The sequence below is a fragment of the Stenotrophomonas sp. C3(2023) genome (assembly GCF_032911385.1).
In the GTDB taxonomy this organism is placed as follows: domain Bacteria; phylum Pseudomonadota; class Gammaproteobacteria; order Xanthomonadales; family Xanthomonadaceae; genus Stenotrophomonas.
Window position 1 is genome coordinate 678952 of the sequence record NZ_JAWJLO010000001.1, and the last position, 25489, is coordinate 704440.

General features: G+C 67.7%; 20 protein-coding genes. 15 read left to right on the plus strand and 5 right to left on the minus strand.

Going from position 1 to position 25489, the window contains the following annotated elements:
* Positions 1-124 precede the first annotated feature (124 nt).
* Together RZA67_RS02820 and RZA67_RS02825 are read left to right on the plus strand one after the other, a co-directional pair.
* Positions 125-748 carry a porin family protein gene (locus RZA67_RS02820; RefSeq protein WP_317211066.1) on the plus strand — a complete coding sequence of 208 codons (624 nt, stop codon included), beginning with the start codon at positions 125-127 and terminating at the stop codon, positions 746-748.
* Between the two features lie 191 nt (positions 749-939).
* Positions 940-2565: an asparagine synthase-related protein gene (locus tag RZA67_RS02825; RefSeq protein ID WP_317211067.1), complete on the plus strand. Its 1626-nt coding sequence runs from the start codon at positions 940-942 to the stop codon at positions 2563-2565.
* A gap of 58 nt (positions 2566-2623) precedes the next feature.
* Here RZA67_RS02825 and RZA67_RS02830 read toward each other — a convergent pair whose 3' ends face one another.
* Positions 2624-3265: a hypothetical protein gene (locus RZA67_RS02830; RefSeq protein WP_317211068.1), complete on the minus strand. Its 642-nt coding sequence runs from the start codon at positions 3263-3265 to the stop codon at positions 2624-2626.
* A 118-nt stretch (positions 3266-3383) separates the two neighbouring features.
* Entirely contained in the window at positions 3384-5804 is a 2421-nt protein-coding gene (locus RZA67_RS02835) for a penicillin-binding protein 1A (protein ID WP_317211069.1), read from the minus strand.
* Between the two features lie 213 nt (positions 5805-6017).
* Here RZA67_RS02835 and RZA67_RS02840 point away from each other — a divergent pair, with 213 nt between their 5' ends.
* The 13 genes from RZA67_RS02840 (at position 6018) to tkt (ending at position 21863) form a co-directional block, all read left to right on the plus strand.
* A complete protein-coding gene (locus tag RZA67_RS02840) occupies positions 6018-7076 on the plus strand; it encodes a pilus assembly protein PilM (protein WP_345784952.1) in 1059 nt (352 codons plus the stop codon).
* Entirely contained in the window at positions 7076-7903 is an 828-nt protein-coding gene (locus tag RZA67_RS02845; protein WP_317211070.1) for a PilN domain-containing protein, read from the plus strand. Before RZA67_RS02840 ends, RZA67_RS02845 begins: the two co-directional genes overlap by 1 nt.
* Entirely contained in the window at positions 7900-8598 is a 699-nt protein-coding gene (locus tag RZA67_RS02850; protein WP_317211071.1) for a type 4a pilus biogenesis protein PilO, read from the plus strand. Before RZA67_RS02845 ends, RZA67_RS02850 begins: the two co-directional genes overlap by 4 nt.
* On the plus strand, positions 8595-9128 hold the full coding sequence (locus RZA67_RS02855; RefSeq protein ID WP_317211072.1) for a pilus assembly protein PilP: 534 nt from the start codon (positions 8595-8597) through the stop codon (positions 9126-9128). The genes RZA67_RS02850 and RZA67_RS02855 overlap by 4 nt, the downstream gene beginning before the upstream one ends.
* Before the next feature lie 22 nt (positions 9129-9150).
* The gene (locus tag RZA67_RS02860; protein WP_317211073.1) at positions 9151-11124 is read left to right on the plus strand and encodes a type IV pilus secretin PilQ family protein; all 1974 of its coding nucleotides are present in this window, start codon (positions 9151-9153) and stop codon (positions 11122-11124) included.
* Positions 11125-11353: 229 nt separating this feature from the next.
* On the plus strand, positions 11354-12325 hold the full coding sequence (locus RZA67_RS02865) for a MoxR family ATPase (RefSeq protein ID WP_317211074.1): 972 nt from the start codon (positions 11354-11356) through the stop codon (positions 12323-12325).
* Between the two features lie 16 nt (positions 12326-12341).
* Positions 12342-13253, plus strand: coding sequence for a DUF58 domain-containing protein (locus RZA67_RS02870; protein WP_317211075.1), 912 nt, complete (start codon positions 12342-12344; stop codon positions 13251-13253).
* On the plus strand, positions 13250-13699 hold the full coding sequence (locus RZA67_RS02875; protein ID WP_317211076.1) for a DUF4381 family protein: 450 nt from the start codon (positions 13250-13252) through the stop codon (positions 13697-13699). The genes RZA67_RS02870 and RZA67_RS02875 overlap by 4 nt, the downstream gene beginning before the upstream one ends.
* The gene (locus tag RZA67_RS02880) at positions 13696-14694 is read left to right on the plus strand and encodes a VWA domain-containing protein (protein ID WP_317211077.1); all 999 of its coding nucleotides are present in this window, start codon (positions 13696-13698) and stop codon (positions 14692-14694) included. Before RZA67_RS02875 ends, RZA67_RS02880 begins: the two co-directional genes overlap by 4 nt.
* A complete protein-coding gene (locus RZA67_RS02885) occupies positions 14691-16538 on the plus strand; it encodes a VWA domain-containing protein (RefSeq protein ID WP_317211078.1) in 1848 nt (615 codons plus the stop codon). Before RZA67_RS02880 ends, RZA67_RS02885 begins: the two co-directional genes overlap by 4 nt.
* A 5-nt stretch (positions 16539-16543) precedes the next feature.
* Positions 16544-18226, plus strand: a complete 1683-nt coding sequence (locus tag RZA67_RS02890; protein ID WP_317211079.1) for a BatD family protein — start codon at positions 16544-16546, stop codon at positions 18224-18226.
* A 56-nt stretch (positions 18227-18282) separates the two neighbouring features.
* Positions 18283-19602, plus strand: a complete 1320-nt coding sequence (locus RZA67_RS02895) for a dicarboxylate/amino acid:cation symporter (protein ID WP_317211080.1) — start codon at positions 18283-18285, stop codon at positions 19600-19602.
* A gap of 263 nt (positions 19603-19865) precedes the next feature.
* Entirely contained in the window at positions 19866-21863 is a 1998-nt protein-coding gene (tkt, locus tag RZA67_RS02900) for a transketolase (RefSeq protein WP_317211081.1), read from the plus strand.
* Between the two features lie 152 nt (positions 21864-22015).
* Here tkt and RZA67_RS02905 read toward each other — a convergent pair whose 3' ends face one another.
* The 3 genes from RZA67_RS02905 to RZA67_RS02915 form a co-directional block, all read right to left on the minus strand.
* On the minus strand, positions 22016-22741 hold the full coding sequence (locus RZA67_RS02905) for an ankyrin repeat domain-containing protein (protein WP_317211082.1): 726 nt from the start codon (positions 22739-22741) through the stop codon (positions 22016-22018).
* A 121-nt stretch (positions 22742-22862) separates the two neighbouring features.
* Positions 22863-24842: an acetyl-CoA hydrolase/transferase C-terminal domain-containing protein gene (locus tag RZA67_RS02910; RefSeq protein ID WP_317211083.1), complete on the minus strand. Its 1980-nt coding sequence runs from the start codon at positions 24840-24842 to the stop codon at positions 22863-22865.
* A gap of 31 nt (positions 24843-24873) precedes the next feature.
* The gene (locus RZA67_RS02915) at positions 24874-25431 is read right to left on the minus strand and encodes a flavin reductase family protein (RefSeq protein WP_317211084.1); all 558 of its coding nucleotides are present in this window, start codon (positions 25429-25431) and stop codon (positions 24874-24876) included.
* Between the last annotated feature and the right edge of the window lie 58 nt (positions 25432-25489).

The following is a 25489-nucleotide window of genomic DNA, read 5'->3' on the forward strand; positions in this document are numbered from 1 at the left end:
AGCGTTGCGGTTACATTCGCTTACTGATGGCAGCGTTGCGTTACAGATCCACTGCAGGCGCACTGAGGAGAGGGCCGGCGCACCGAAGCACACTAGGGACTCCAACCAAACGGAGTTTCACCTCATGAAGTACTTCATTACCTTTACCGCTGCTCTGACTCTGGCTGCTGCTGCCCCGCTGGCCTCGGCCGCCGATCTGGACCGTGAGGGGGTCTACGGCGTCGTCGGTATCGGCAAAAGCGACATCTTTGCACCCGCAAAGAACGGCCAGGGGACACGCAAGCAGAAGTTGAAGGATGGGCGTTTCGCCTACACGCTGGGCGCCGGTTACCGCTTGAACAACAACCTGGCACTGGAGGCGGATTTCAGCAGTCAACTGGGCGGACGAAAGTCCTCGAAGAAGAACGCAGGGCGAGCCAAGGACATGATGACCGGACGCGCGCTGTCGGTCTCCGCGTTGGGCATCCTGCCGCTGGGTGAATCGGTTGAACTGTACGGGCGCGCCGGTCTCGGCTACCTGCAGGGCAAGTACAGCCCGGCCGCAGGCAGTGACGCGCGTCGGACGCGCAGCACCGCTTTGGCACCTGTCTACGGAGTCGGCGCGAACTTCCATGTAAGCAAAAACAGTTTCCTGCGTACCGAATGGACCACCATGAAGACCCGCAGCGGCAACAAGGCAGCGCAGGCTGCCGGTGGCAACCGGCTGCACAATCGTCAGATCAACATTGCCTATGGCTACAACTTCTGAGTCGCGCTGGCTGAGGCCTCTGCGCCACTGAGGCCGGCCCGAGGAGCAGGCGGATGAGTTACCTGCGAGGCATCTGGTACATGCAGCCGCAAGGACTGCGAGCATGTCCTTCAACGTTGTCCCGGGCGGGAAGCCCGCTGCAGCCGTCACGCGTCCAGTGGGCCTGGCACGACCCGGATCACGATCTGGGCATGGTGCACATCAGCAACGATACGGCGGGCCATTGCGATGGTCCCGCCGTGTCGAAGTGTGGTCGCTACGTTCTGGCGCTGGAGGGCGAATGCTGGATGCTGGCCTCCAGCGGCAGCAACGCGTGGCGGGTGCTGAGCGCTGCGGAGTTGATCGAGGCGATCGTCCTGCGTGGGCTGGCCGCGGTGCTCTCGATGCTGGACGGGAGCTTCGCCCTGGCGCTGTGGGACCGCCCGAACCGGCAGCTCTCGCTGGCCCGCGACCGGTTCGGGCAGCGCAACCTCTACTACGGCTGGAGAACCGAGGGACTGGTGTTCGGCAGCAGTCTGGGAGCGCTGGAACGCACGACACCGTCGCAGCTGGATCTGCAGAGCATCAGCATCTATCTGGCACGTGGCTGTGTGCCCGCGCCATATTGCCTGCTGCAGGACACGTTCAAGCTTGCGGCAGGTGCCTGGTTTGCGGTCGGACATGCACAGCTGCGTGCAGGTGCGAGCGGACATGTGCCCGGCATACAGCAGCGGTCGTACTGTTCTGCACCAGGCATGTGCGGGCGCGCCGGGCAGCCGCCGGCAGGGGGGCAGACGGCGGCGCTGCGTCGCATCGACCTGATGCTGCACGGTCTGCTCGAAGCGAACCGAAAGCGACGGCCATTGACATCATTGCTGACCGGTGGCTCCGCTGCGGCACTTCTGGCAGCGGTTGCCCAGGTGCAGTCGGGTGTCCAGCTGCATGCCTCATCCCTCATCCTGGGCAAAAAGGCGGACGACGTGTGCCACTGGAACCGGGCGGTGGCGCGCCAGCTTGGGCTCGCCCACGAAGAGTTTTACTGCGGAGGCGGCACCCTGCTCGATGGGGTGCTGCGTCTGCTGGCCGGCTGTGATGAACCCTGCGCGGATGCCGGGACGCTGCAGCATGCACTGGCCCATTGCTGGGCTGCGGGTGGAGACACCACCATTGCACTGAGCGCAGCGGGCGCCGATCGGGTGTGGTCAGCGGATCAAACTGCGCTGCTGCCGGGCTGGGCGTCGGCTGCGCGGCGCGTCTGTCACCGGGCATGGCGGAGAATCCATGAAGGGCGTCAGCCACCGCAGCCCGGGCCCGTGCTGCTGGCGGCCATCCCGACAGACCACCAGCGACGCGATGCGGCCACTGCCGCCTCGGCCCGTGACCCTCTGTGTGCCGGTTTCACGATGGACCTCGGCGACGGGGTACTGCCGGTCATCGCCGCTGGGGGCAGGCAGCGCTGCGCACAGGCCCTGCTGCCATGGCTGCAGCGCGACCTGGTCGAACAGGCGGGGCAGCTCTCCTTGCGGCCGCGCGATCATCACCAGATCCGGCCCCAGGCGCTGCAGCAACTGCTTGCGCGGTATCTTCCGCATGCACTCGCTCTGGCACCGATCCGGACCCGCACCACACCGCTGGCCTGTTGGCTGCGCGGGCCGCTGCGCGACTGGGCGCATGCGCTGCTGGCCTCTGCGTCAGATGAACTGCGGGGGCTGGATGATCGGATGTACCGGGCGCAATGGGATGCCGTCCTGGCGGGCGCTGACGATTGCACGCTGGTGTGGCGGTGGCTGCTGATGCTCCACTGGCATCAACGGCAGGGTGTGCACCGGGCCGGTTGAGAGAGCGCCAGCGCGTGCCCGCCTGCCGCTGGCACTGACGCCCCTGCCGGCTGCGCGCTCAGGTTCCCAGCAGCGTGCCGTCCTGCTCGGCCAGAAGCTGGCGCAACTGGGAAAGGGTCGCACGGCGTTGCGGTCTGTCATCAACGATGGACAGTGGTGACTGGCGCAGGGCGTCGTAGGGCAGTACCAGCAGCTCGAAGGCCAGCTCGTCGGCACTGAAGGTCCACAGCGGGACGTCGAGGCTGTGCTCGCGGTCCATCCGCAGCCGACGCGTGTGCGCCTGTGCGGGAATCCCGTGGTCGTCCAGATGGCGCTGCACCGCATCGGCATCATCACTGTGCAGATACAGTTGCACCGGGCTGCGTGCATCAGCCGTGCCGTCCAGTACCGGGCCGGCAAGGCGGGGGGCAAAAGCGTGCAGGAACTCCATTGCCTCCACCGCGCTCTGCCGCCGTTGGCGCAGCGCCGCAACATGGGCAGCGCCGGCGAACAGACGCTGATGCTCGCGCAGTGCCTGCTCGATCTCAGTGTTGCGCGGCAGCGATGCATCGTCGTGGATGCCAAGCCTCTCGGCGGCCTTGCGCTTGGCCTGCTGGTAGTCGTGCAGGCCGCTGTCGGCCATCAACCGCGCCGCTTCGTGGGCCACCCGCAGCCGGCGCTGACGGGTGGAGTGGCTGGCATGCGGGCTGGAACGGTGCATGCGATGACTCCAGTGAGGCCAGCCGACAGCCTATCCCAGGCCACCGTTCACGACCATCACCGCGCCTGCACTGCGGTGGATGCGTGGCTGGCGCGGTCAGCCCGCGCCAACCGGCAGATCAGAAGATATCGAACGCGGCCGCGTCGGCCTGCGGCGTGTTGTACAGGTCCACGTCGTAGTCCTGCAGGCGGTCGAGGTCTTCTTCCTTGACCCATTCGGTCGCGCCATTGAGGCTGGTCTGCACCATGCCGGCCGGCGGCTCGTTCAGCGCGATGGGCGCATCCTTCAGCGCGACCTTCATGTACTCGATCCAGATCGGCAGCGCGGCGCGGCCACCGTATTCGCGGTAGCCCAGCGAACGGAAGTCGTCGCGCCCCACCCACACCGTGGTGGCCAGCGGGCCACCGAAGCCGGAGAACCATGCGTCGCGGTGGTCGTTGGTCGAGCCGGTCTTGCCGCCCACGTCCTCACGGCCGAGAACCTTGGCGGCAGTGCCGGTACCGCGCTGGACCACGTCGCGCATCATCGACACCAGCTGGTAGGCCGTGCGCGCATCGATGGCGCGCGGCGCGGTACGGGCATCGGGGTTCGGCGGCGTGGCCGGCTGATCGGCGCTGGGCTCGGCGGCAGCGGCACTGGCCGGCGGTGCGACCGCACCGAAGTTGAACCCATCCACGACCTGGTTGGCCGGTTCACCGTGGCTGGTGCCGGCGCAGTCGCGGCAGGCCATGGCCGGGTTTTCCTTGAACACCACATTGCCGTCGCGGTCGGTGACCTGGTCGATCAGCCAGCTGTCCACGCGCGAGCCGCCGTTGGCGAACACCGCGTAGCCGCGTGCCACTGACAGCGGGGTCAGCGAGGCGGTGCCCAGCGACATCGACAGGTTCGGCGGCAGTTCGGCCTCGGCAAAGCCGAACTGGCTGATGTACTTGCGCGCATAATCCACGCCCATGCCGTCCAGCAGGCGCACCGAAACCAGGTTGCGCGACTGTACCAGTGCCTCGCGCAGACGCATCGGCCCGCGGAAGCCGCCGCCGTCGTTCTGGGGTGCCCAGGTCTTGCCGCGACGGTCGCGGAACACCACCGGCGCGTCGAGCACGATCGAGGCCGGGTTGTAGCCCTTGTCGAACGCTGCCGCATAGATGAACGGCTTGAAGCTTGAACCCGGCTGGCGCCGTGCCTGGGTGGCACGGTTGAACTTGTTGCCGGAGAAACTGAAGCCACCGACCAGGGCGCGCAGCGCGCCGCTGTTGGCGTCCATCGAGACCAGCGCGGACTGGCCGCGCGGAATCTGATCCAGCAGCCACTGGCCTTCCTTCTCGCCCACCCGCACGCGCACCACGTCGCCGCGCTTGAGCAGGGTCGCCGGGCTCTTGTTGGTCCAGCGCGAGGCGGCGGTCGGCAGCACCACTTCATTGCGGTTGGCCAGCACGACGGTCGCGCTGCCATCAGCAGCGGTGGAGGCCACGATGGCCGGCAGCAGGCCGGCCTGGGCAGGAATGCCGGCCAGGTGAGTGGCCAGGGCGGCAGCATCGTCATCCGCGCCCAGCGTCACTTCCTTCTCCACGCCATGCCAGCCGTGGCGGTGGTCATAGAGCAGCAGGCCGTCGCGCACGGCGGTGTTGGCTGCGGTCTGCAGCGTGGCATCGATGGTGGTGGTTACGTGATAGCCCTTGTTGACCACATCGCCACCGAAGCGGGCGATCATTTCCTGACGGACCAGCTCGGCCACGTACGGGGCTTCCACCTGCACCGGCGGCTCGTGCGCGGTGGCATGCATCTCCACAGCCTTGGCCGCATCGGCCTCGGCCTGGGAGATGAAGCGCAGGTCGGCCATGCGCTGCAGAACGTAATTGTCACGACGCTGGCGGGCGCGCTCGGGGTTGGAGAGCGGGTTGCCGGAGGAGGGGAATTTGGGGATGCCGGCCAGCGAGGCCATCTCGTCCAGGTCCAGCTGATCCAGCGACTTGCCGTAGTAGAACTGGGCTGCTGCAGCCACGCCGTAGGCGCGGTTGCCGAAGAAGCTCTTGTTCAGATACAGCTCGAAGATCTCGTCCTTGGTCAGCTCGGACTCGATCTTCCGCGCCAGCAGGATCTCGGCCAGCTTGCGCGTGTAGCTGTACTCCGAGCTCAGGAAGAACTGCCGGGCTACCTGCTGGGTGATCGTCGAACCGCCCGGCACGCGCTTGTCGCGGGTGGTGGCCAGCAGCCACACCGCGCGGGCGATGCCCTTGTAGTCAACGCCGCCATGCTCGTAGAAGCGGGCATCCTCGGTGGCCAGGAAGGCCTGCTTCAGCCGCTCGGGCACCTGGTCCATGCTGACCGGGCTGCGCCGGGTCTCGCCGAACACCGCCATCAGCTGTCCATCGGCTGCGTAGACGTACATCGGCTCCTGCATCTCCACGTCCTTGAGGGACTGGACATCGGGCAGCCGGGAGGAGATGGCGTAGTAAAGGCCGCCGGCCGCGGCCGCGCCAATCAACGCCAGGACCAGGGTCAGGATCAGGGTCCAGCGCAGCCAGCGGCGAAAACGTGTCATCTGGGACAGATTCCGTTTGCAGATTTCGTGGCCGCAGAGTATAGATTACGCAGGGGATGGGCTGGGGCCCTTCCTGGGGAGTGCAAGGGGAAGCCGCGTCGTCGGGTGACATTCTGTGAAGGTGTCTTCACGGCATGCGGTTGCTGATTGCTAAGAAAATGTTCAATGCTTGCGCACTTTTGTGCCCAAGTGCCCGTCGGCAGGGGAAAAACCGTGGGGCTCATCCCGAAAAGCCAGACGCCGCTCATCGGCGTCGATATCAGCTCGACTGCGGTCAAGCTGTTGCAGCTGTCACGCAGCGGCAACCGCTTCCGTGTGGAACATTACGCCGTGGAACCCCTGCCGCCGAATGCGGTGGTGGAAAAGAACATCGTCGAGGTCGAGGCCGTCGGCGAAGCGATCCGGCGTGCGGTGAACCGCTCCGGGACCAAGGCCCGCCAGGCGGCGGCCGCCGTGGCCGGCTCGGCGGTGATCACCAAGGTGATCCCGATGCCGGCCGAGCTGGACGAGAACGAGCTGGAAGCCCAGATCGAGCTTGAGGCGGTCAACTACATTCCGTATCCCATTGAAGAAGTTAACCTGGACTTCGAGGTGCTTGGCCCGATCGCCAACAACCCCGAAATGGTCCAGGTGCTGCTGGCCGCCTCGCGTTCGGAAAACGTCGAATTGCGTCAGTCCGCGCTGGAACTGGGCGGGCTTGCCGCCAAGGTGATGGACGTGGAGGCCTTCGCGGTCGAAAACGCCTTTGCCCTGGTTGCCAGCGAGCTGCCGGTATCCAGCGACGGCGTGGTGGCGCTGCTGGACATCGGCGCGACCATGACCACGCTGAACGTTCTGCGCGGGGGGCGCAGCCTGTACAGCCGTGAGCAGGTGTTCGGCGGCAAGCAGTTGACCGACGAGATCATGCGCCGCTACGGGTTGAGCTACGAGGAAGCCGGACTGGCCAAGCGCCAGGGCGGCCTGCCGGAAAGCTACGAGCTGGAAGTGCTCGAGCCGTTCAAGGAAGCCTCGGTCCAGCAGATCAGCCGCCTGCTGCAGTTCTTCTATGCGGGCAGCGAGTTCAACCGCGTCGACCACATCGTGCTCGCCGGCGGCTGCGCCGCGCTGGCAGGCCTGCCCGAGCTGGTGGAAGAGCAGCTGGGGGTGCCCACCGTGGTGGCCAACCCGCTGGCGCAGATGACCCTGGGCCCGAAGGTGCAGGCCCACGCGCTGGCCCAGGATGCGCCGGCGCTGATGATCGCCACCGGTCTGGCGTTGAGGAGCTTTGACTGATGGCCCGCATCAATCTTCTGCCCTGGCGCGCCGAGCGCCGTCGGCAGCGCCAGCGCGAGTTCTACGGCATGCTGGGGCTGGCCGCCGTCGGTGGTCTGCTGCTGTCGCTGATGGTGTGGTTCTACTACGACCGCCAGGTCAGTGGGCAGACCGACCGCAACACTTTCCTGCAGACCGAGATCAAGAAGGTCAAGGAACAGAACAAGGAGATCGACCGTCTCGACGCCCAGAAGGAACGTCTGCTGGCGCGCAAGAAGGTCATCGAGGAACTGCAGGCCAAGCGCTCGCAGATGGTCCACCTCTTCGACGCGCTGGTGCGCACCATTCCCGATGGCGTGGTGCTCACCGCGCTCAAGCAGGAGGGCGACGTGCTCACGCTGGAGGGGCGCACTCAGTCCAACGCGCGGGTTTCGGCCTACATGCGCAACCTGGAGACCTCCGGCTGGATGACCAACCCGGAGCTGTCGATCATCGAAGCGCGCACGCCGGACAAGGAAGGCCGCACCGGTCCGCTGGCCGACATCAAGGCGCTGCCGTACGTGTTCGTGGTCAAGGTCAAGCTGCCAGCGCAGAGCGAGGACGCGGTGAATGTCGGTCTCGACGACCCGGCTGCGGCACCGGTCAGTGCCGATGCGGCCGACCTGGCGCCCGGCATCGCGCCGCCAGCTGACGGGCCCGCAACGGATGCTGCGGCGCCGGCTGTCCCGGCTGCGCCGCCCGTACCGGCCACACCGACCGCGCCTGCAGTGGAGGGCAGCCGCCTGGCACCGCCGCCACCGGTGGAACCCGGCAAGGCACCGTCCAGCGTGCAGAAGGGGGCCGCATGAGCCAGAAGAAATTCAACATCAACGAACTCGACTTCAACGACATCGGCAACTGGCCGCAGAAGGCCAAGGTGGTGTTCTGCCTGCTGGTCGCGCTGCTGATCATGGGGCTGGCCTGGTTCGTGGCCATCAGTGGCAAGCGCGAAGAACTGGGCAAGCTTGAGCGCAAGGAAGTGGAGCTGCGCGCGGAGTTCGAAAAGGAACAGGGCCGTGCGGTGAACCTGGAGCCGCTCAAGCAGCAGCTGGCCCAGATGGAGCAGGTACTGCAGCAGATGCTGCGCCAGCTGCCGAGCAAGACCGAAATGCCCGACCTGATCATCGACATCTCGCAGACCGCGCTGGCCAGCGGCCTGGTCAACGAGCTGTTCGAGCCGGCGTCGGAGCAGGTACGCGAGTTCTATGCCGAAAAGCCGATCAAGCTGCGCATGGTCGGCAGCTATCACCAGTTCGGCGCCTTCGTCAGCGGCGTGGCCTCGTTGCCGCGCGTGGTCATCCTGACCATGCACGACATCAACCTCAAACCGAAGGACCCCAAGACCGGCATCACCGCCTCCACCCGCAGTGGCGCGCTGGAGCTGTCCGGCACGGTCAAGACCTACCGCTACCTGGATGAAGTGGAGATGGAACAGCAGGAAGCGGCTGCCGCCGAAGCGGCCGCCGAAGCCGCCAAGACCCGCAGGAAGGGAGGCCGGAAATGAGGCCTGGCATGATCGGGCGCGGTGCGGCGATGTTGCTGCTGGTACTGCTGGCCGGGTGCGGCCGCAGCGTCACCAGCACGCCGGGCGATGCACCCAACCTGGAAAAGTGGGCCGCCGATGTCCGCGCGCGCCCAGCGCCCGCTCTCGAACCGCTGCCGGTGATGCAGCAGTTCGAGACCTTCGAGTACTCGGCCCAGGGCATGCGCGATCCGTTCACCGATGCGTGGACCAACCCGCAGGGCAACAACGGCCTGCGTCCGGACCCGAACCGGCGCAAGGAGCCGCTGGAAGCCTTCCCGCTGGACAGCCTGGACATGGTCGGCACCATCGGCACCGGGGCAGGCACCGTGGCGCTGGTGATGGCGCCGGACAAGGTGACCTACCGCGTGCGCCCGGGTGTCTACCTGGGCCAGAGCGATGGCCGGGTGACCGGGGTCCGCGAGGACCGCATCGAGCTGATTGAACTGGTGCCGGATGGTGCGGGGGGCTGGCTGGAACGTCCGGCCTCGCTCGCACTTGAAGATCAATGAATGATTATTGGGGAATAGCACGATGACCTTTCACAATGCCCAGGGGCCGCGTTCCATCCGGCGCAACGCCCTGAACCGCATCAGCGCGCTGGGAGTCGCGCTGCTGCTGGCCTGTGGCCCGGTGGCGGCGGCACAGCCGGCGACGACGGCTGCTGCACCGGCGGCGGCAGCGACGGCAGCGCCGACCGCGCCGACCGCACTGGCGGTTTCCAAGATCGACTTCAAGCGCGGCGACGATGGCGCGGGCAAGCTGATCCTGCAGTTCGACGGCCAGGGCGCAAACCCGGACCTGCGCAACCAGGCCGGCAGCGTGGTCATCGACGTGGGCAATGCACGCCTGCCCGAGCAGCTGCAGAAGCCGTTGAACGTGGTGGACTTCGCCACCCCGGTACAGCGCATCGACGCCAAGCCCTACGGCGGTGGCACGCAGCTGGTGCTCAGCACCCGCGGCCAGTACGCATCGCTGGCCTACCAGAGCGGCAATGAGTATGTGGTGGAAATCACCCCGAGCCAGGGCGTGCCGGCTACCGGCGCGGTCAGCGCCGCGGCGGTGACCCAAGCGGCCACGGCGCTGGCCCAGCGCGGTTACAGCGGCCGCCCGGTGACCTTCAACTTCCAGGACGTGCCGGTGCGCACCGTGCTGCAGCTGATCGCCGAGGAGTCCAACCTCAACGTGGTGGCCTCCGACAGCGTGCAGGGCAACGTGACCCTGCGCCTGGTGAACGTGCCGTGGGACCAGGCGCTGGACATCGTGCTGCGCGCCAAGGGGCTGGACAAGCGCCGCGACGGCAGCGTGATCTGGGTCGGCCCGCAGGCCGAGCTGGCCAAGTTCGAGCAGGAGAAGGAAGACGCGCGCATCGCCATCGAGAACCGCGAGGACCTGATCACCGACTACATCCAGATCAACTACCACAGCGCGTCGGCGATCTTCAAAGCCCTGACCGAAGCGCGTGGCATCGGCGGTTCCAGCAGCGGCAGTGGCGGCCAGGGTTCGGCTTCGCAGGAAGACAGTGGCTTCCTCAGCGGGCGTGGCCGCATCGTCGCTGACGAGCGCACCAACATGCTGATGATCAGCGACATCCCGAAGAAGGTCGAGCGGATGCGCGAGCTGATCTCGAAGATCGACCGGCCGGTCGACCAGGTTCTGATCGAAAGCCGCATCGTCATCGCCACCGATACGTTCGCCCGCGAGCTGGGGGCCAAGTTCGGCATTTCCGGCAGCCGTGACAATGTGTTCTTCGGCAGCAATGTCAACGACAACAACACCAACATCAACGACCAGGCAGCACGCGACCTGGAATACCAGCGCGCCTATAACACCTGGGTGGCCAACGGGCAGACCGGTGCGGCACCGATCCGCACGCCCAACACCATCACCCGCGGGCTGATGTGGAACCTGCCGGCGGCCGTGGTCGGCAACAGCCCCGGTTCGCTGGCCTTGTCGATCCTCAATGCCGGCTACCTGCTGGACGTGGAGCTGTCGGCCATGCAGGAAGAGGCGCGTGGCGAGGTGATCTCCAACCCGCGCGTGGTGACCACCAACCAGCGCGAGGCGCTGATCAAGCAGGGCAAGGAAATCGGCTATGTGACCATTTCCTCCGGCGGCACCGGTGGCAGCCAGGCCAACGTGCAGTTCAAGGAAGTCGTGCTGGAGCTCAAGGTCACCCCGACCATCACCAACGACAACCGCGTGTTCCTCAACATGCAGGTCAAGAAGGACGAGGTCGACCAGTGGATCGAGCTTGATGGCTACGGCACGGTGCCGTCGATCAACCGTCGCGAGGTCAACACCGCGGTGCTGGTGGAGGATGGCCAGACGGTGGTGATCGGTGGCGTTTACGAGTTCAGTGATCGCAGCAGCATCCGCAAGGTGCCCTTCCTGGGTGATGTGCCGTTCCTGGGCAACCTGTTCAAGCAGCGCGGCCGCGGCAAGGACAAGGCGGAGCTGCTGGTCTTCGTGACCCCGAAGGTGCTGCGCGTGGCCAAGGGCAACTGAGGGCTCCAGGCAGGTGACGACCGTTGGTCGTCACACGCTTGCCGTTGCGCTCACCGCTGCCGCCGCCGACGCGGCAGCCCGCGCCGGTTGTCCGCCATTAACCCAATCTTGATGCCTTCAACGGCGCAGGCTGCGATGATGGGGAACCGTGCCTGCTGCCGTTGGTCCAAGCGTCATGATGCCTACCGATACCGCTGTTCCGCCGTTGCCTTCCGTTGGTGATGCGTCCATGTCCCGCCTGCATGCGGCCTTCGGTGCGCTGCGCGAGGGGCTGTGCAGCGAGATCGTCGGGCAGGACGCGCTGGTCGAGCGCCTGTTGATCGCGCTGCTCGCCGACGGCCATCTGCTGGTGGAAGGCGCGCCCGGGCTGGCCAAGACCACGGCGATCCGCGCGCTGGCTGCGCGGCTGGAAGCCGACTTCTCACGCGTACAGTTCACACCTGACCTGCTGCCGGCCGACCTGACCGGTACCGAGATCTGGCGCCCGCAGGAGGGTCGGTTCGAGTTCGTGCCGGGCCCGATCTTCCATCCGATCCTGCTGGCCGATGAAATCAACCGGGCGCCGGCCAAGGTGCAGTCGGCGCTGCTGGAAGCCATGGGCGAACGGCAGGTCACCGTGGGTCGTCACACCTATCCGCTGCCGCCCCTGTTCCTGGTGATGGCCACCCAGAACCCGATCGAACAGGAGGGCACGTTCCCGCTGCCCGAAGCGCAGCTGGATCGTTTCCTGATGTACGTGCGCATCGGTTATCCCGACACGGATGCCGAAGCGCAGATCCTGCGTCTGGCCCGCGAGCGCGCGCGTGGCGCGTTGCAGGCACCGCCGGTTTCCCCGGCGAAGATGCCGCTGCAGGATGTGCATGACGCGCGCGCGGCGGTGCTCGACCTGCATATGGCACCGGCGCTGGAGCGCTATCTCGTGGAACTGGTGCTGGCCAGTCGCGAACCGGCCCGCTACGACGCGGCCCTGGCGCGACGTATCGCCTGGGGTGCCAGTCCACGCGGCTCCATCGCGCTGGAACGTTGCGCGCGCGCGCGTGCATGGCTGACGGGCCGAGACTTCGTCACCCCGGATGACGTCCGTGCCGTGGCCGTGGACGTGCTGGCGCACCGTGTGCTGCCCAGCTACGAAGCCACTGCCGAAGGCTGGGATGGCACCCGGCTGGTGCAGGAACTGCTGGCCCGCGTGCCGGCGCCCTGAGCAACGGCGGTTGGCCATGCAGGTTGAAGCCCTTTCTCCCGACAACGGCCGCGTACCGACGTTGGCCGAGCTGGTCGCACTACGCGGGGCGGCCATGCGGCCGCCGGCGCCGCGGCATGGGCGGGTCGGCAGCAGCGGCCAGGCACCCGCGGCCCTGCGCGGCCGCGGCATGGAATATGCCGAGTCGCGTGAGTATGTGCCCGGCGATGATGCGCGCCACATCGACTGGCGTCTCACCGCGCGCAGCGGTCGTGCCCATACCAAGCTGTTCCAGGCCGAGCGCGAACGGGTCACGCTGATCGTGGCCGATACCGATCCGGCCCTTTATTTCGGCACGCGCTGCCGGTTCAAGTCGGTGCAGGCCGCGCGGGTCGGTGCCGTGGCGGCATGGTCGGCACTGCGCCGTGGCGACCGTGTTGCAGCGCTGCGCGGCAGCGATGCCGAAGCGCCGGTGCCGCCGGCAGGCGGTACCCGGGGCGTGCTGCGGGTACTGGACGCACTGTGCCGCTGGTACCGGCAGCCGCCACCGGACGATGCGGGTCTTGAGCGCGCGCTGCAGCAGACCACGCGGGTGCTTCGCCCCGGTGCGCGCCTGCTGGTGCTGGCCGACCCGCAGCGCGCGCTGGCGCTGCCGACCGCGCGCTGGGCTGCGTTGGCACAGCACCATGAGGTCGACCTGCTGCTGCTGGTCGATCCGCTTGAACTGGAGCCGCCGGCAGCGCGCCTGCCGTTCTTCGCGCAGGGCCAGCGCGTGCAGCTGGACCTGCAGCGAGCGACGGTCCGTGCGCAGTGGCAGGCGCATTTCGTCGCACCGCTGCAGCAGCTGCAGCAGCAGCTGGGGGCGCAGCGGCTGGCCGTTCATGTGGTCGCCACCGATGCGCACAGCGCGGCCTGGCTGCAGCCGGGCCTGCAGGAGCCGCGCCGATGAGCGCCAGCCTGCCACTGCGCGATGTGCACCTGCCGCCGCCACCCTCGCTCTGGCCGCCCGCGCCAGGCTGGTGGCTGCTGGCCGCTGTGCTTCTGCTGCTGGCCGCCATTCCGCTCTGGCGCGCGTGGCGGCGGCGTCGTCGGCGTGCCGCATGGGCGCGCGTCTTCCAGCAGGAACTGAGCACGGCCGGTGACGACCTCGCCCGCCTGACCATCGCCGTCACGCTGCTGCGCCGCGCGTTGCGCGAGCGGCGGCCGGACAGCGCGCAGCTGCGCGATGCGGCGTGGCTGCAGGCCGTGGACCCCACCGGCCAGTTGTCTCCGGCGCAGCAGGCGCTGCTCGGCGACGGCGCATACCGGCGGCAGGTCGATGCCGCCCAGGTGCAGGCGTTGCTGAGCTGGATACAGCGGCGATTCGTCGACCTGCTGCAGGAGCGCCAGCCATGACCGTAGCCGGTTGGACGCTGCCGGAGATGGCGCTGGCCTGGCCATGGGCGCTGCTCGCCTTGCCGCTGCCGCTGCTGATGTACCTGTGGCCGCGCCACAGCGCAGCCAGTGCCGCGCTGCGCGTGCCGTGGCCGGCACAGCTGCTGCGCCAGCTCGACGAAGGCGCCGGCAGTGGTCCGCGCTGGGTCAAGCAGCTGCTGCTGTGGCTGGCGTGGGCCGCGTTGTGCGTCGCACTGGCGCGGCCGCAGTGGCTGGGCGATGCGGTCAGCCCGCCGGTGCAGGCGCGGCAGCTGATGTTGGCGCTGGATGTGTCCGGCAGCATGAACGAGCCGGACATGGTGCTGGGCGATCGCGCGGTGCCGCGGCTGGTCGCGGCCAAGGCCGTGCTGGCCGACTTTCTTGACCGCCGCGCGGGCGACCATGTGGGTCTGCTGGTGTTCGGTGACCGCGCCTACGCGTTGACCCCGCTGACCGCCGACCTGGCCAGCGTGCGCGAACAGTTGAACGATGCGGTGGTCGGTCTGGCCGGGCGCGAGACCGCCATCGGCGATGCGATCGCGCTGGCGGTCAAACGCCTGCGTGACCAGCCGGAAGGACAGCGCGTGCTGATCCTGCTCACCGACGGGGTCAGCAATGCGGGCGTGCTGACTCCGCTGCGGGCGGCCGAACTGGCCGCAGCCGAGCAGGTGCGGGTCTACACCGTCGCCTTCGGCGGCGATGGGCGGATGAAGATGTTCGGCTACAGCGTAGGCCAGGGCCGCGATCCGGTCGATGAGGCGACGCTGCGGCAGATCGCGCAGACCACGGGTGGACGGTTCTTCCGCGCACGTGACACCGGCCGGCTGGCGGGCATCTACGCCCAGCTGGACGAGCTGGAGCCGGTGCAGCAGCCTGGGCCTGCGCTTCGGCCACGGCAGGAGGCCTACATCTGGCCACTGCTGCTGGCGCTTCTGCTCGGTCTGTCTGCGGGCCTGTGGCCGGAGCGGCGCCGATGAGCGCGGACCTGCTGCCGTGGCTGCACTGGGCACGACCGTTCTGGCTGTGGGCGCTGCTGGCTGTGCCACTGATCATGCTGTGGGCGTGGTCGCGCGGACGCCGCAGCGTGGACTGGCAGGGCCAGGTCGACGCCCACCTGCTGCCGCATCTGCTTGAGGCAGGGGTTTCCCGGCGCGCGCGCTGGCCGTGGGCAGTGGTACTGGGCTGGGTGCTGGCCGTGCTGGCGCTGGCCGGTCCCGGCTGGGAGCGGCAGGCGCAGCCGCTGCTGCAGCCGCAGGCGCCGCTGGTGGTGGCGTTGGATCTGTCGCGCCGCACCACCGCCGCCGACCTGCCGCCGAGCCGGTTGCTGCAGGCGCGCGCCAAACTCGCACGGCTGCTGCAGCAACGCGAAGGCGGCCAGCTGGCGCTGCTGGTCTACGCCGACGATGCCTATACCGTTGCCCCGTTGACCGATGACGTGGCCAATGTTGCGCTGTATCTGGATGCGCTGTCGCCGGAGGTCATGCCGGCCGACGGACAGCGCGCCGACCGCGCGTTGGATCAGGCCATCCGCTTGCTGCAGCGCAGTGGCGCGCGCAGTGGGCGCATCCTGCTGATCACCGACCGCGCCGACCGTGAGGCGATCGATGCGGCCACGCAGGCGCTCAGCCAGGGCATGCGGGTCTCGGTTCTGGGGTTGGGGACAGCGGCCGGCGCCGCCTACCGCGACGGCCAGGGCGGCGTCGCCAGCGCCGCACTGGACGAGCCCAGCCTGCGCCAGCTGGCGCAGGCTGGTGGCGGCCGCTATCAACGTCTGCGTGCGGACGATGCCGACCTGGCTGCACTTGACGTACTGCGTGCCGACGGACCGCCCCTGCCGACGGGGCAGGGCGGTGGCACGCAGTGGCGCGACCAGGGCTATTGGCTGCTGCCGCCGTTGATGCTGCTGGCGCTGTTCGCCTTCCGCCGGCGTAGTGCCGGTGTGCTCGTCCTGGCCCTGCTGGTGGGCATGCCGCTGCAACAGGCCCGCGCGGCAGCGCCGGCAGATGTGCGGGGTGCCGCGCAGGGCACGCTGTGGCAGCGCGCCGACCAGCGCCAGCAACAGCAGATGGAACAGGGCGTGCAGGCCTACCGCGCCGGGGACTACCGCAGTGCGCAGCGTTTCTTCTCGGGCATCGACAACAGCGAAGGCTGGTACAACCTGGGCAACACGCGTGCGCGCCAGGGTGATCTGGAGGGCGCCATCGCCGCCTACGACCGTGCGCTGGCGCTGCAGCCCGGCATGGCCGATGCCGAGGCCAACCGACGTGTGGTCGATGCCGCACGGAGGCGCAAAGCGGACGCCCAGCAGCCCGGCAACCAGGGGCAGCAGGGCGACAAGCAGCGCCGCGGTGAGCAGGGCCGCACGGGCGAAAACGAGCAGCGCAACGCGCAGACCCAGCAGGGCCAGACCGGTCCGGGGCAACAGCAGAGCGGGCAGAACGGAGCGCAGGGCACGCGCGGGTCCGGCGACCCGACGGCCGCGCAGGACGGTCATGACGCCGCAGGCCGCGCGCCGCCTGCGGGTGAGCGTGATCGTGCGGCATCGACGCAGCCGGGCGGTGCGGCAGCCGACCCCGAGCAGCAGCAGCGTGCCGATGCGCAGCAGCGCGAGCGCATGCAGCAGGCCATGCAGAACGCGCCGCAGGCCGGTGCCGATGAGGACGGGCAGGCGGTGCGCAGCAACGGCCGCACGCCGCAGCAGCGCGAACAGCAGCAGGCCCTCGAAGCGTGGATGCGGCGCGTACCCGACGAACCGGGTGAACTGCTGCGGGCCAAGTTCGAACTGGAAGCCGAACGCAGGAAACGAGAACGAGAGTGGTGACCCCGATGAGCCCTGCCGCCCCCCATCGCCGATGCGTCATCCACGCACTGTTGTGTCTGCTGCTGTGTCTGCCGATGCTTGTCCAGGCGCAGACCCGCGCCTGGCTGGACCGGTCGCAGGTGGGGCTGGGCGAGACGGTCACGCTGAACATCGAAACCGACAGCGCTGCATCGCCGGACCTTTCGCCGCTGCAGGCCGACTTCGAGGTGGGCAGCCAGTCGCGCAGCCAGCAGACGCGCTGGAGCGGTGGGCGCACCCAGCGCAGCACGCTGTTCGGCTTTGCGTTGACCCCGCGTCGCAGTGGCAGCCTGACCGTGCCGGCACTTTCGCTTGGCAGCGCCCGCACCGCGCCGCTGCCGCTGCAGGTCGATGCGGTTGCCGGCCGTAGCGACAGCGATGCACGCGCCTTCATCGAGGTGGTCGTCGATGATGCCAGCCCCTACGTGCAGCAGAGCGTGGGCGTGGTGGTGCAGCTGTATTACGCCGCCCAGCTGGCCGCCGGTGAGCTGGTGTTCGATGCGCCCGACGGTGCCTCGCTGCAGGTGGTCGGCCAGGACCGCAGCGATGTGCAGGAGATCAACGGGCGTCGCTACAACCGGGTGCAGCGCCACTACCTGCTGGTACCCGAACGCAGCGGCGCCTTGACCCTGCCAGCAGCGCGCTTCAGCGGCCGTACCGCAGGCGGCTTTTTCCAGGACATGTTCGGCACCGATCCCGGCGATGGCCGCATCAGCGCCGCCAGCAGCACCCAGGTGCTGCAGGTGCAGCCGCAACCTGCCGACGCGCCGCTGCCGTGGCTGCCATTGCATCAGCTCAGCCTGCGCTACACCCAGGTGCCGCGGCAGGCCCAGGCCGGGCAGGCCGCCACGGTGGAGGTGGAGGCCAGGGTGCGCGGCGCGACCCGCTCGCAGTTCCCGGCGCTGCCCGTGCCCGATGCCGTCGACGGCGCCCAGCTGTTTGCCGAGCCCGCGCAGTACGAGGAGAGCTTCGATGGCGCCACGCCCGTGCTGCGGGTGACGCGCCGCTATGCCGTGGTGCCGCGCGCCGGTGGCACGCTGCAGCTGCCTGGCCTGCAGATGGCATGGTGGGACGTGGGCGCCGGGCAGGCCCGCCAGGCCAGCCTGCCGCCCCTGCCGTTGCAGGTGGCCGCCGCTGCCGACGGTCAGGGTGCCGGGACGGTACAGGCCATCGACACGCAGTCGGCGCTGCCCGATGACGCGACCGGCGTCGCGCCAGCGAGCGGCACGGCGACAACGGACAGGCCGTGGCTGGCCGCAGTGGGAGCGCTGCTGCTGCTCTGGCTGCTGACGCTGGTCTGGGGCTGGCGTCGGGGACGTCGCGCGGCCCTGCCGTCGGCTACGTCGGCCGTGGCCGGACCGGCACGCTCATCGCCGTCCACTGACGCAACCACCTTGCGGCGGCTGCTCGATACCGGTGACCTCGGGGAAGTGGCCGACCACCTGTGCGCCATGGCCGGTGTGACGCGGCTGGAGCAGGTGATCGAAAAACTGGGTGATCCGCGTCAGCGCCAGGCGCTTATGGATCTGCAACGGGCGCGCTGGGCCGGTCAGGGCGATCTGCCTGCGGTACGACGGGCGCTCAGACAGGCCTTCCATGACCGACCGCACTGGTCGACACGCAGCGAACCTGCCCAGACTGCACTGCCGCCCTTGTACCCACCCGGTTGAATCCGGGCGCGGGGCGGCCTTTGCTACAGTACTTTCATTTTCGAGGATTCCGCCCGATGACAGCAGACCGCCCCGCCAAGAAGAAGATGCCCTTGCACTGGAAAATGGGCATCGGCTTCGCCATAGGCCTGGTGTTGGGTCTGCTGGTGCACGCCCTCGGCGCGCAGATGCCCGCGTTGATGGATGCGGCGCGGCTGGTGATGAACTACGTCACCACGCCGGCGTCGGGTCTGTTCCTCAATCTGATCTTCATGCTGATCGTCCCGCTGATCTTCTCGGCGCTGGTGATGGGCGTGTCGGAAATGGGCGACGTGCGCGCGCTGGGGCGGATCGGCTGGAAGACGCTGGCCTACACCGTGGTGTTGTCCAGCGTCGCGGTCGGCATCGGTCTGGTGCTGGTCAACCTGCTCAAGCCCGGCGTGGGTGTCGACCCGGCGCTGGCCAACCAGCTGCTGACCGAGAACATGGAGCGCAGCCGGGAGATCGTCGCCAACATCCATGGCTCGCCCAAGGGCGTGGACATGCTGCTGTCGATCGTGCCGAGCAACGTGGTCGAAGCGGCGTCCAGCAACGGCGCCATCCTGTCGCTGATGTTCTTCGCGCTGATGTTCGGCATCGGCATGGTGCTCACCGACGATGAAAAGGTCGCACCGCTGCGCCGTGCCATCGAAGGCATCTTCGAAGTCTCGATGACCCTGATCAACCTGGTCATCCGTCTGGCGCCGTACGCGGTGGCCTGCTTCATGTTCAACCTGGCCGCACTGTTCGGCTTCGAACTGCTGATCCGCCTGGGCGCCTATGTAGGCGTGGTGGTGCTGGCGCTGGCCCTGCACATGGTGGTCAGCTACGGCGTGGCGGTGTGGCTGTCGGGACGTTCGCCGCTGGCGTTCTTCCGTGAGACCCAGGAAGCCACGGTGATGGCCTTCTCCACCGCATCGAGCAATGCGACCCTGCCCACCGCGCTGCGCGTGGCCGATCAGATGGGCCTGCCGCAGCGCGTATCGCGCTTCGTGCTTACCGTGGGCGCCACCGCCAACCAGAACGGCACGGCGTTGTTCGAAGGCGTCACGGTGATCTTCCTGGCCCAGTTCTTCGGCGTCGATCTGTCCATCGGCCAGCAGATGATGGTGATGGCGGTCTGCATCCTGGGCGGTATCGGCACGGCCGGCGTGCCATCGGGCTCGCTGCCGGTGGTGGCGATGATCTGTGCGATGGTCGGCGTCAATCCGCTCGGGATCGGCCTGATCCTTGGCGTGAATCACTTCCTGGACATGTGCCGCACCGCACTGAACGTGACCGGCGACCTGGCACTGACCACGCTGGTTGCCAAAGGCGAAACCGAAGAGGCTCCCGTGGTGCCGCCGGTCAGCCGCTGAACCGCGTACGACGGCAATACCTGCAGAGCCCCGTAGCGCCGGGCTCTGCCCGGCGAGCGCGCAGCGCGGCTGGCAGCCAGTGACGACCAACGGTCGTCCCCTGCCGCAGAGGCAGCGCTCGCTCGTCGCCTGGGTGATGATGGCTCATTCACGTCACGCTGCTGCAATGGGCGCTGGGATCGGCCAGTCATGCGCCGCTCTGTCCCATATGGGACAATGACCCGCCCGCACGTCCGCGGCCGCCTCCCGATTCCGACAGAACCATGACGCAGCCCACCCGCCGCCAGTTGGCCAACGCCATCCGCTTCCTTGCCGCTGATGCGGTCGAAACCGCAAAGTCCGGCCATCCCGGCATGCCCATGGGCATGGCCGATATCGCCGAAGTGCTCTGGAACGACTATCTCCGCCATAACCCGAACAACCCGAAGTGGTTCAACCGTGACCGTTTCGTGCTGTCCAACGGGCATGGCTCGATGCTGCAGTACGCGCTGCTGCACCTGAGCGGCTACGACCTGCCGATCGAGCAGCTCAAGCAGTTCCGCCAGCTCGGCAGCAAGACCGCCGGCCACCCGGAGCACCATGAAACTCCCGGCGTGGAAACCACCACCGGTCCGCTGGGTCAGGGTCTGGCCAACGCTGTCGGTTTCGCCCTGGCGGAGAAGCTGCTCGCCCAGCGCTTCAATCGCCCGGAGCTGGAAATCGTCGACCATCGCACCTGGGTGTTCCTGGGCGATGGCTGCCTGATGGAAGGCGTGTCGCACGAAGCCGCCTCGCTGGCCGGCACCTGGGGTCTGGGCAAGCTGGTCTGCTTCTGGGATGACAACCACATCTCCATCGATGGCAACACCCAGGGCTGGTTCACCGACAACACGGCGGCGCGTTTCGAAGCCTACGGCTGGAACGTGGTGCGCGACGTGGACGGTCACGATCCGGAGAGCATCAAGGCCGGTATCGAAGCCGCGCTGGCCCAGGACAGCAAGCCGACCCTGATCTGCTGCCGCACCACGATCGGCTTTGGCTCGCCGGCCAAGGCGGGCAAGGAATCCAGCCACGGCGCCCCGCTGGGCAAGGACGAGCTGGAAGCCACCCGCAAGGCGCTGGACTGGAACTACGGCCCGTTCGAGATTCCCGAAGAAATCTACGCCGGCTGGCGTGCCGGCGGTACCGGCACCCTGCGCCAGGCCGAGTGGGAACAGCAGTTCGACAAGTACGCCCGCCAGTACCCGGCTGAAGCCGACGAACTCACCCGCCGTTCGCATGGCGAACTGCCGGCCGATTTCATCGCCCAGGCCGATGCCTACATCGCCAAAGTGGCCGCCGAAGGCCCGACGATCGCCTCGCGCAAAGCCTCGCAGCTGGCCATCGAAGCGTTTGCCCCGCTGCTGCCGGAAATGGTGGGTGGCTCGGCCGACCTGGCCCATTCCAATCTCACCCTGTGGAAGGCCAGCAAGTCGGTTGCCACCGATGATGCCAATGCCAACTACGTGTACTACGGTGTGCGCGAGTTCGGCATGAGCGCCATTGCCAACGGTCTGGCGCTGCATGGCGGTTTCCTGCCGTTCGACGCGACCTTCCTGGTGTTCAGCGACTATGCCCGCAACGCCGTTCGCATGAGCGCGCTGATTCCGGCCCACGCCATCCATGTGTATACGCATGACTCGATCGGTCTGGGCGAGGACGGCCCGACCCATCAGCCGGTTGAACATCTGGCTTCGCTGCGTTACATCCCCAACAACGATGTGTGGCGCCCCTGCGATGCGGTCGAGTCGGCGGTCAGCTGGAAGGCGGCGATCACCCGTCAGGATGGCCCGAGCTGCCTGGTCTTCAGCCGCCAGAATCTGCCGCATCAGCCGCGCAGCGCCGAGCAGATCGCCCAGATCGAGCGCGGTGGCTACGTGCTGGCCGATGCCGCCGGCACCCCGGATGTGATCCTGATCGCCACCGGCTCGGAAGTCGGCCTGGCGGTGGAAGCCAAGGCCGAGCTGGATGCCGCCGGTCTGAAGACCCGCGTGGTGTCCATGCCGTCCACCGACGTCTTCCTGCGTCAGGATGCCGCCTATCGTGAATCGGTGCTGCCCAATGCCGTGCGCAGGCGCGTGGCCATTGAAGCCGGCGTCACCGGTTTCTGGCGCCAGTTCGTCGGTCTGGACGGCGCGGTGATTGGTATCGACACCTTTGGCGCCTCGGCGCCGGCCGATGCGCTGTACAAGCACTTCGGCATCACCACCGCGCACGTGGTGGAGGCAGCCAAGGCGCTGTAACGCAACAGAAAAAGGCCGGCGCAAGCCGGCCTTTTTCGTTCAGGACGCCGCGCGGTGCCCGCTGCTTGCCGGTCGGTCCGACGCACCACCACCGCGCTGCGCGCTCGCCGGGCTGAGCCCGGTGCGGCCAGGACAGGGGTGATCGCATCCGTTCACTGGCAGCTGGCGCGGCCGGTCTTGTGGTTGATCGCACCGTGGGCGATCAGCAGGTCCGCCATTTCCTTGAAGCCGTGTTCGCAGGCGCCGCTGAGCGGGCTCTCGTCCAGTTTCGGTTTTTCGTTCACCGCCACCACGTTCACGTCCGGGTGGAACTGCAGCATGTACTTCACCGTGTCCACGCGCCCATCCACTGCCGCCACCATGAACAACGTCTCCTGATCGCTTTCACGGGCGTCGAAGTCGGTCTCGTCCTTGAGCAGGCCATGCAGGTACTTCACGACCTCCACATTGGGGCCCATCACGGCGGACTTCAGTGCGTTGTAGACATCGGCGCGGTCGGTCGCGCGGATGTCCGCGCCGTGCTCGACCAGGTAGCGCACGATGTCTTCATAGCCGATGAACGCCGCCCAGCCCAATGCGGTCTGGCCCAGTGACGCCTCGTCCTTGGCTTCCAGATTCTGGCCAGCGTCGACCATCGCCTTCACCTTTTCCAGGTTGCCCTGCTTGACCGCATCGAACCAGGCCGCGTCCGGTCCCTGCGATGGCGCCTCGTAGAAATTGCGATGGGCCAGCAGCGTCGGGTTGGAGATGGTCTGCATCTGCGCCAGCGGGTACCGGAACTGCGAAAGGTCGGCACGGGGAACCGACGTGGCGGAGGGCGTGGTAGCGGCGGTGCAGCTGGCCAGGGCCAGCACGCACAGCGGCAACAGGGAGTGCATCAGACGCATGTCCGGATCTCGCGGTAACGGAAACCGGTCACTCTCGCACCTCGCCTGCCACGCTTAAACCCTTGATGTGAGACAGATATTTCCGGGCTGTGGGCGGCGCTGACGCCCGTTTTCAGGACCGGTCAGATGGTGCTGCCGGTGCGCCCGTGCACGTGAGCGCCAAGCGCAGCAGCCGGGCATTGAGCCATGCGCTGACGCCTGCGCGTGTCTGCAGCCCCATCCTCTGCAGGTACAGGGCGTGCCCTGCTGATCTGCGCTGCCAAAGCGCCGCCCATACTGTCCGCAGCGTCTGCGCGCGCGTGGCGGTGTTGGCCTTGAGCCACCCCAGCGCCTTGGCCAGTGCTTGCTCCTCAGCGCTGAAATCGCTGCCCAGCGGATAATCGGGCAGGGTGCCGTCGGCACGGAACGGCGCCAGCGCGTCTGCGAGTGCCTGCGGGGTGTTGCGCTGCTGACGCGCCGCGTCCAGGCCGACGGCGCTGCGCAGCTTGCGTGCGGCACTGGCCTGCTCCTGCAAGGTGGTCTGGAAGCGGCCCTCGGTGATGGCCAGCATGGCCCGCACGCAGTCCTCGTCGGTCAGCCCGCGCAGGTCGGCAAGGCCGTACTCGTTGAGGTGAATGTCACGCAGGTGACGCGGAATGGTGACGTGGCCGTAGTTCCAGCGCACGTTGGACACGCGCTGGCCGCCTTCATCGCGCGCGGCGCGGAACATCAGCACGCTGCGCCCTTCGGGCAGCGCATGGGCCATGGCGACGAAGTTGTACTGGCCGCCCACACCGGAGACCACGCGACCATCTTCCAGCGCATCGGAGACTGCGGCTCCCAGCGCGGTGGTCATCATGCAGGAGTTGAAGAAGCGTGCGTGGCGGCGCTGCAGAGCCTGCAGTGCCGGGTCGTTGCCGTAAAGCTGGTTGATCTCGCTGATACGGCGCATGTCGATCGCACGGCACTGGTCCGGCGGCAGGTCGCGCAGCCATTGGTAGAACTGCGGTGAACCGAGGTAGAAGGCACCGTGCAGATACTCACCTTCGGCGTCGAGCGTGGCATGGTCCGTGGTGCTGGCCGTGCCATCGTGCAGGCGCTGCATCAGCGCCCGGTCATCGTGCACCCTGCGCTTGATCACGCCGCACTCGACCAGCACGCGGAAGCCTTCGTTGAGCATTTCGCTGCAGCCGTACAGGCCGTGCTCGAAGGGATCCAGGCCACCGATTTCCTGCACCAGCGGATGGTCGGCCAGCTGCGGGTCCAGCGCATGAAGCACGCGCCGGTAGCGCGCATTGTCGGTGTGGCGAAGGACCAGCGCATGGCTCAGTGCGTCGGCCAGCGCGCCGATGCCGATCTGCAGCGTACCGCCGTCGCGCACCAGCGTGCTGGCATACAGACCGATGGCATGGTCGGCGTCGGTCACCGGCTGCCGGGGCAGTGCGAACAGCGCCGGATACGGACCCGGTGGCGTCACCACCAGGTCGAAGAAGTCCTCGTCCACCGCCGCAGTGCCGCCCAGCCAGGGCAGCTGTGGGTCGATCTCGGCGATCAGCAGCGGCCGCGGCAGGCCGCGTGCGGCGATCGCATCAAGGGTGTCCTGGGTGATGTCGTTGTTGCATGACAACGACAACCGGGTGCTGCCCTCGCGGCGCGCGACCTTCTGCACGATGGCGTGCGGCGCGCGCTGCGCCACAGCGTCGGCTGCATGGGTGTAGTTGAGGCTGGTATAACTGCTCTGCGCCTGCCGTGAGCCCAGCAGGGCGCCGGACTGCATGTAGAACTCCTCGACCTGCACATGCGCGGGCAGACGGTCGCCGCGCATTGCATCGGCGTAGGCCAGGCGCGGGAAATCGGCGCCGAAATGGCGTTGTGCAAACGGGCCCAGAAAGCGGGCTTCCAGGCCGTCGCCGTGTGCCTGGGGCGGGTTGAGTGACAGGGCGGTGTACAGCTGCAGCGGACGCTCGGCATCGTTCTCGATACGCGCGTACAGCGCGTTCAACAGACGGTGCGGCTTGCCCAGCGCCAGCGGCGCGGCCACGCGCAGCGGGCCTTCCACACGGGCCAGCAGCCAGTCCACTGCTGCTTCCAGGTCGCTCGACTGCTCACGCATGTGCGGTGTTTCCGTTGCCGATGAACATCGATTACAGCATGTCCGGCTTGAACCGGCCGCGACGCGATACTTCCGCACCAGAGACCATGAACTTTCCGTCGCCGCGGTAGTGCACGGTGCGCGGCAGCCGGGGGCGCCGGGCGACGTGCGCGTGCACGATCTCCCAGATGAAAAGGTTGTCCCGTCCGATCCGGCTGCCGTCGTGCAGCCGGCACTCGAAGCTTGAGTGGCATTGACCCACCAGCGGTGCCTGCACCTGGCGGGCCGGCACGGCATCAAGCTCGAACCGCGCGAACTTGTCGACCTCGCGACCGCTGCAGTTGCCGATGTCCACCAGCGTGTCGAGCAGCTCCACGCCAGGCACGTTGATCACACATTGCCCGCTGCGGCGCGCCAGCGCGAAGCTGTGGTTCTCGTTCCAGATGTAGGTGGCCAGCAGCGAGGGCGAAAACCCCATCACCATGTGCCAGCCCAGCGTCATCAGGTTGCGCTGCCCCTTCCACGCTGTGCTGACCAGCACGATGGGACCGGGTTCAAGCAGGCGACGGGCCTGTTCGACCGGAAAGTCATGCTTGCGCAGTGCTTTCATGCGGGGCTCCACACGGGTTTCGGTCATGCTCGCGCGCAGGCGCTGAATGTCCGGTCCA

Coding starts and splice junctions, on each gene's coding strand:
- RZA67_RS02880 (WP_317211077.1), top strand. CDS start 13,696: ATGACCGTAGCCGGTTGGACGCTGCCGGAGATGGCGCTGGCCTGGCCA.
- RZA67_RS02830 (WP_317211068.1), bottom strand. CDS start 3,265: ATGCACCGTTCCAGCCCGCATGCCAGCCACTCCACCCGTCAGCGCCGG.
- RZA67_RS02875 (WP_317211076.1), top strand. CDS start 13,250: ATGAGCGCCAGCCTGCCACTGCGCGATGTGCACCTGCCGCCGCCACCC.
- RZA67_RS02825 (WP_317211067.1), top strand. CDS start 940: ATGGTGCACATCAGCAACGATACGGCGGGCCATTGCGATGGTCCCGCC.
- RZA67_RS02865 (WP_317211074.1), top strand. CDS start 11,354: ATGTCCCGCCTGCATGCGGCCTTCGGTGCGCTGCGCGAGGGGCTGTGC.
- RZA67_RS02845 (WP_317211070.1), top strand. CDS start 7,076: ATGGCCCGCATCAATCTTCTGCCCTGGCGCGCCGAGCGCCGTCGGCAG.
- RZA67_RS02850 (WP_317211071.1), top strand. CDS start 7,900: ATGAGCCAGAAGAAATTCAACATCAACGAACTCGACTTCAACGACATC.
- RZA67_RS02860 (WP_317211073.1), top strand. CDS start 9,151: ATGACCTTTCACAATGCCCAGGGGCCGCGTTCCATCCGGCGCAACGCC.
- RZA67_RS02870 (WP_317211075.1), top strand. CDS start 12,342: ATGCAGGTTGAAGCCCTTTCTCCCGACAACGGCCGCGTACCGACGTTG.
- tkt (WP_317211081.1), top strand. CDS start 19,866: ATGACGCAGCCCACCCGCCGCCAGTTGGCCAACGCCATCCGCTTCCTT.
- RZA67_RS02835 (WP_317211069.1), bottom strand. CDS start 5,804: ATGACACGTTTTCGCCGCTGGCTGCGCTGGACCCTGATCCTGACCCTG.
- RZA67_RS02890 (WP_317211079.1), top strand. CDS start 16,544: ATGAGCCCTGCCGCCCCCCATCGCCGATGCGTCATCCACGCACTGTTG.
- RZA67_RS02905 (WP_317211082.1), bottom strand. CDS start 22,741: ATGCACTCCCTGTTGCCGCTGTGCGTGCTGGCCCTGGCCAGCTGCACC.
- RZA67_RS02915 (WP_317211084.1), bottom strand. CDS start 25,431: ATGAAAGCACTGCGCAAGCATGACTTTCCGGTCGAACAGGCCCGTCGC.
- RZA67_RS02895 (WP_317211080.1), top strand. CDS start 18,283: ATGACAGCAGACCGCCCCGCCAAGAAGAAGATGCCCTTGCACTGGAAA.
- RZA67_RS02910 (WP_317211083.1), bottom strand. CDS start 24,842: ATGCGTGAGCAGTCGAGCGACCTGGAAGCAGCAGTGGACTGGCTGCTG.
- RZA67_RS02855 (WP_317211072.1), top strand. CDS start 8,595: ATGAGGCCTGGCATGATCGGGCGCGGTGCGGCGATGTTGCTGCTGGTA.
- RZA67_RS02820 (WP_317211066.1), top strand. CDS start 125: ATGAAGTACTTCATTACCTTTACCGCTGCTCTGACTCTGGCTGCTGCT.
- RZA67_RS02885 (WP_317211078.1), top strand. CDS start 14,691: ATGAGCGCGGACCTGCTGCCGTGGCTGCACTGGGCACGACCGTTCTGG.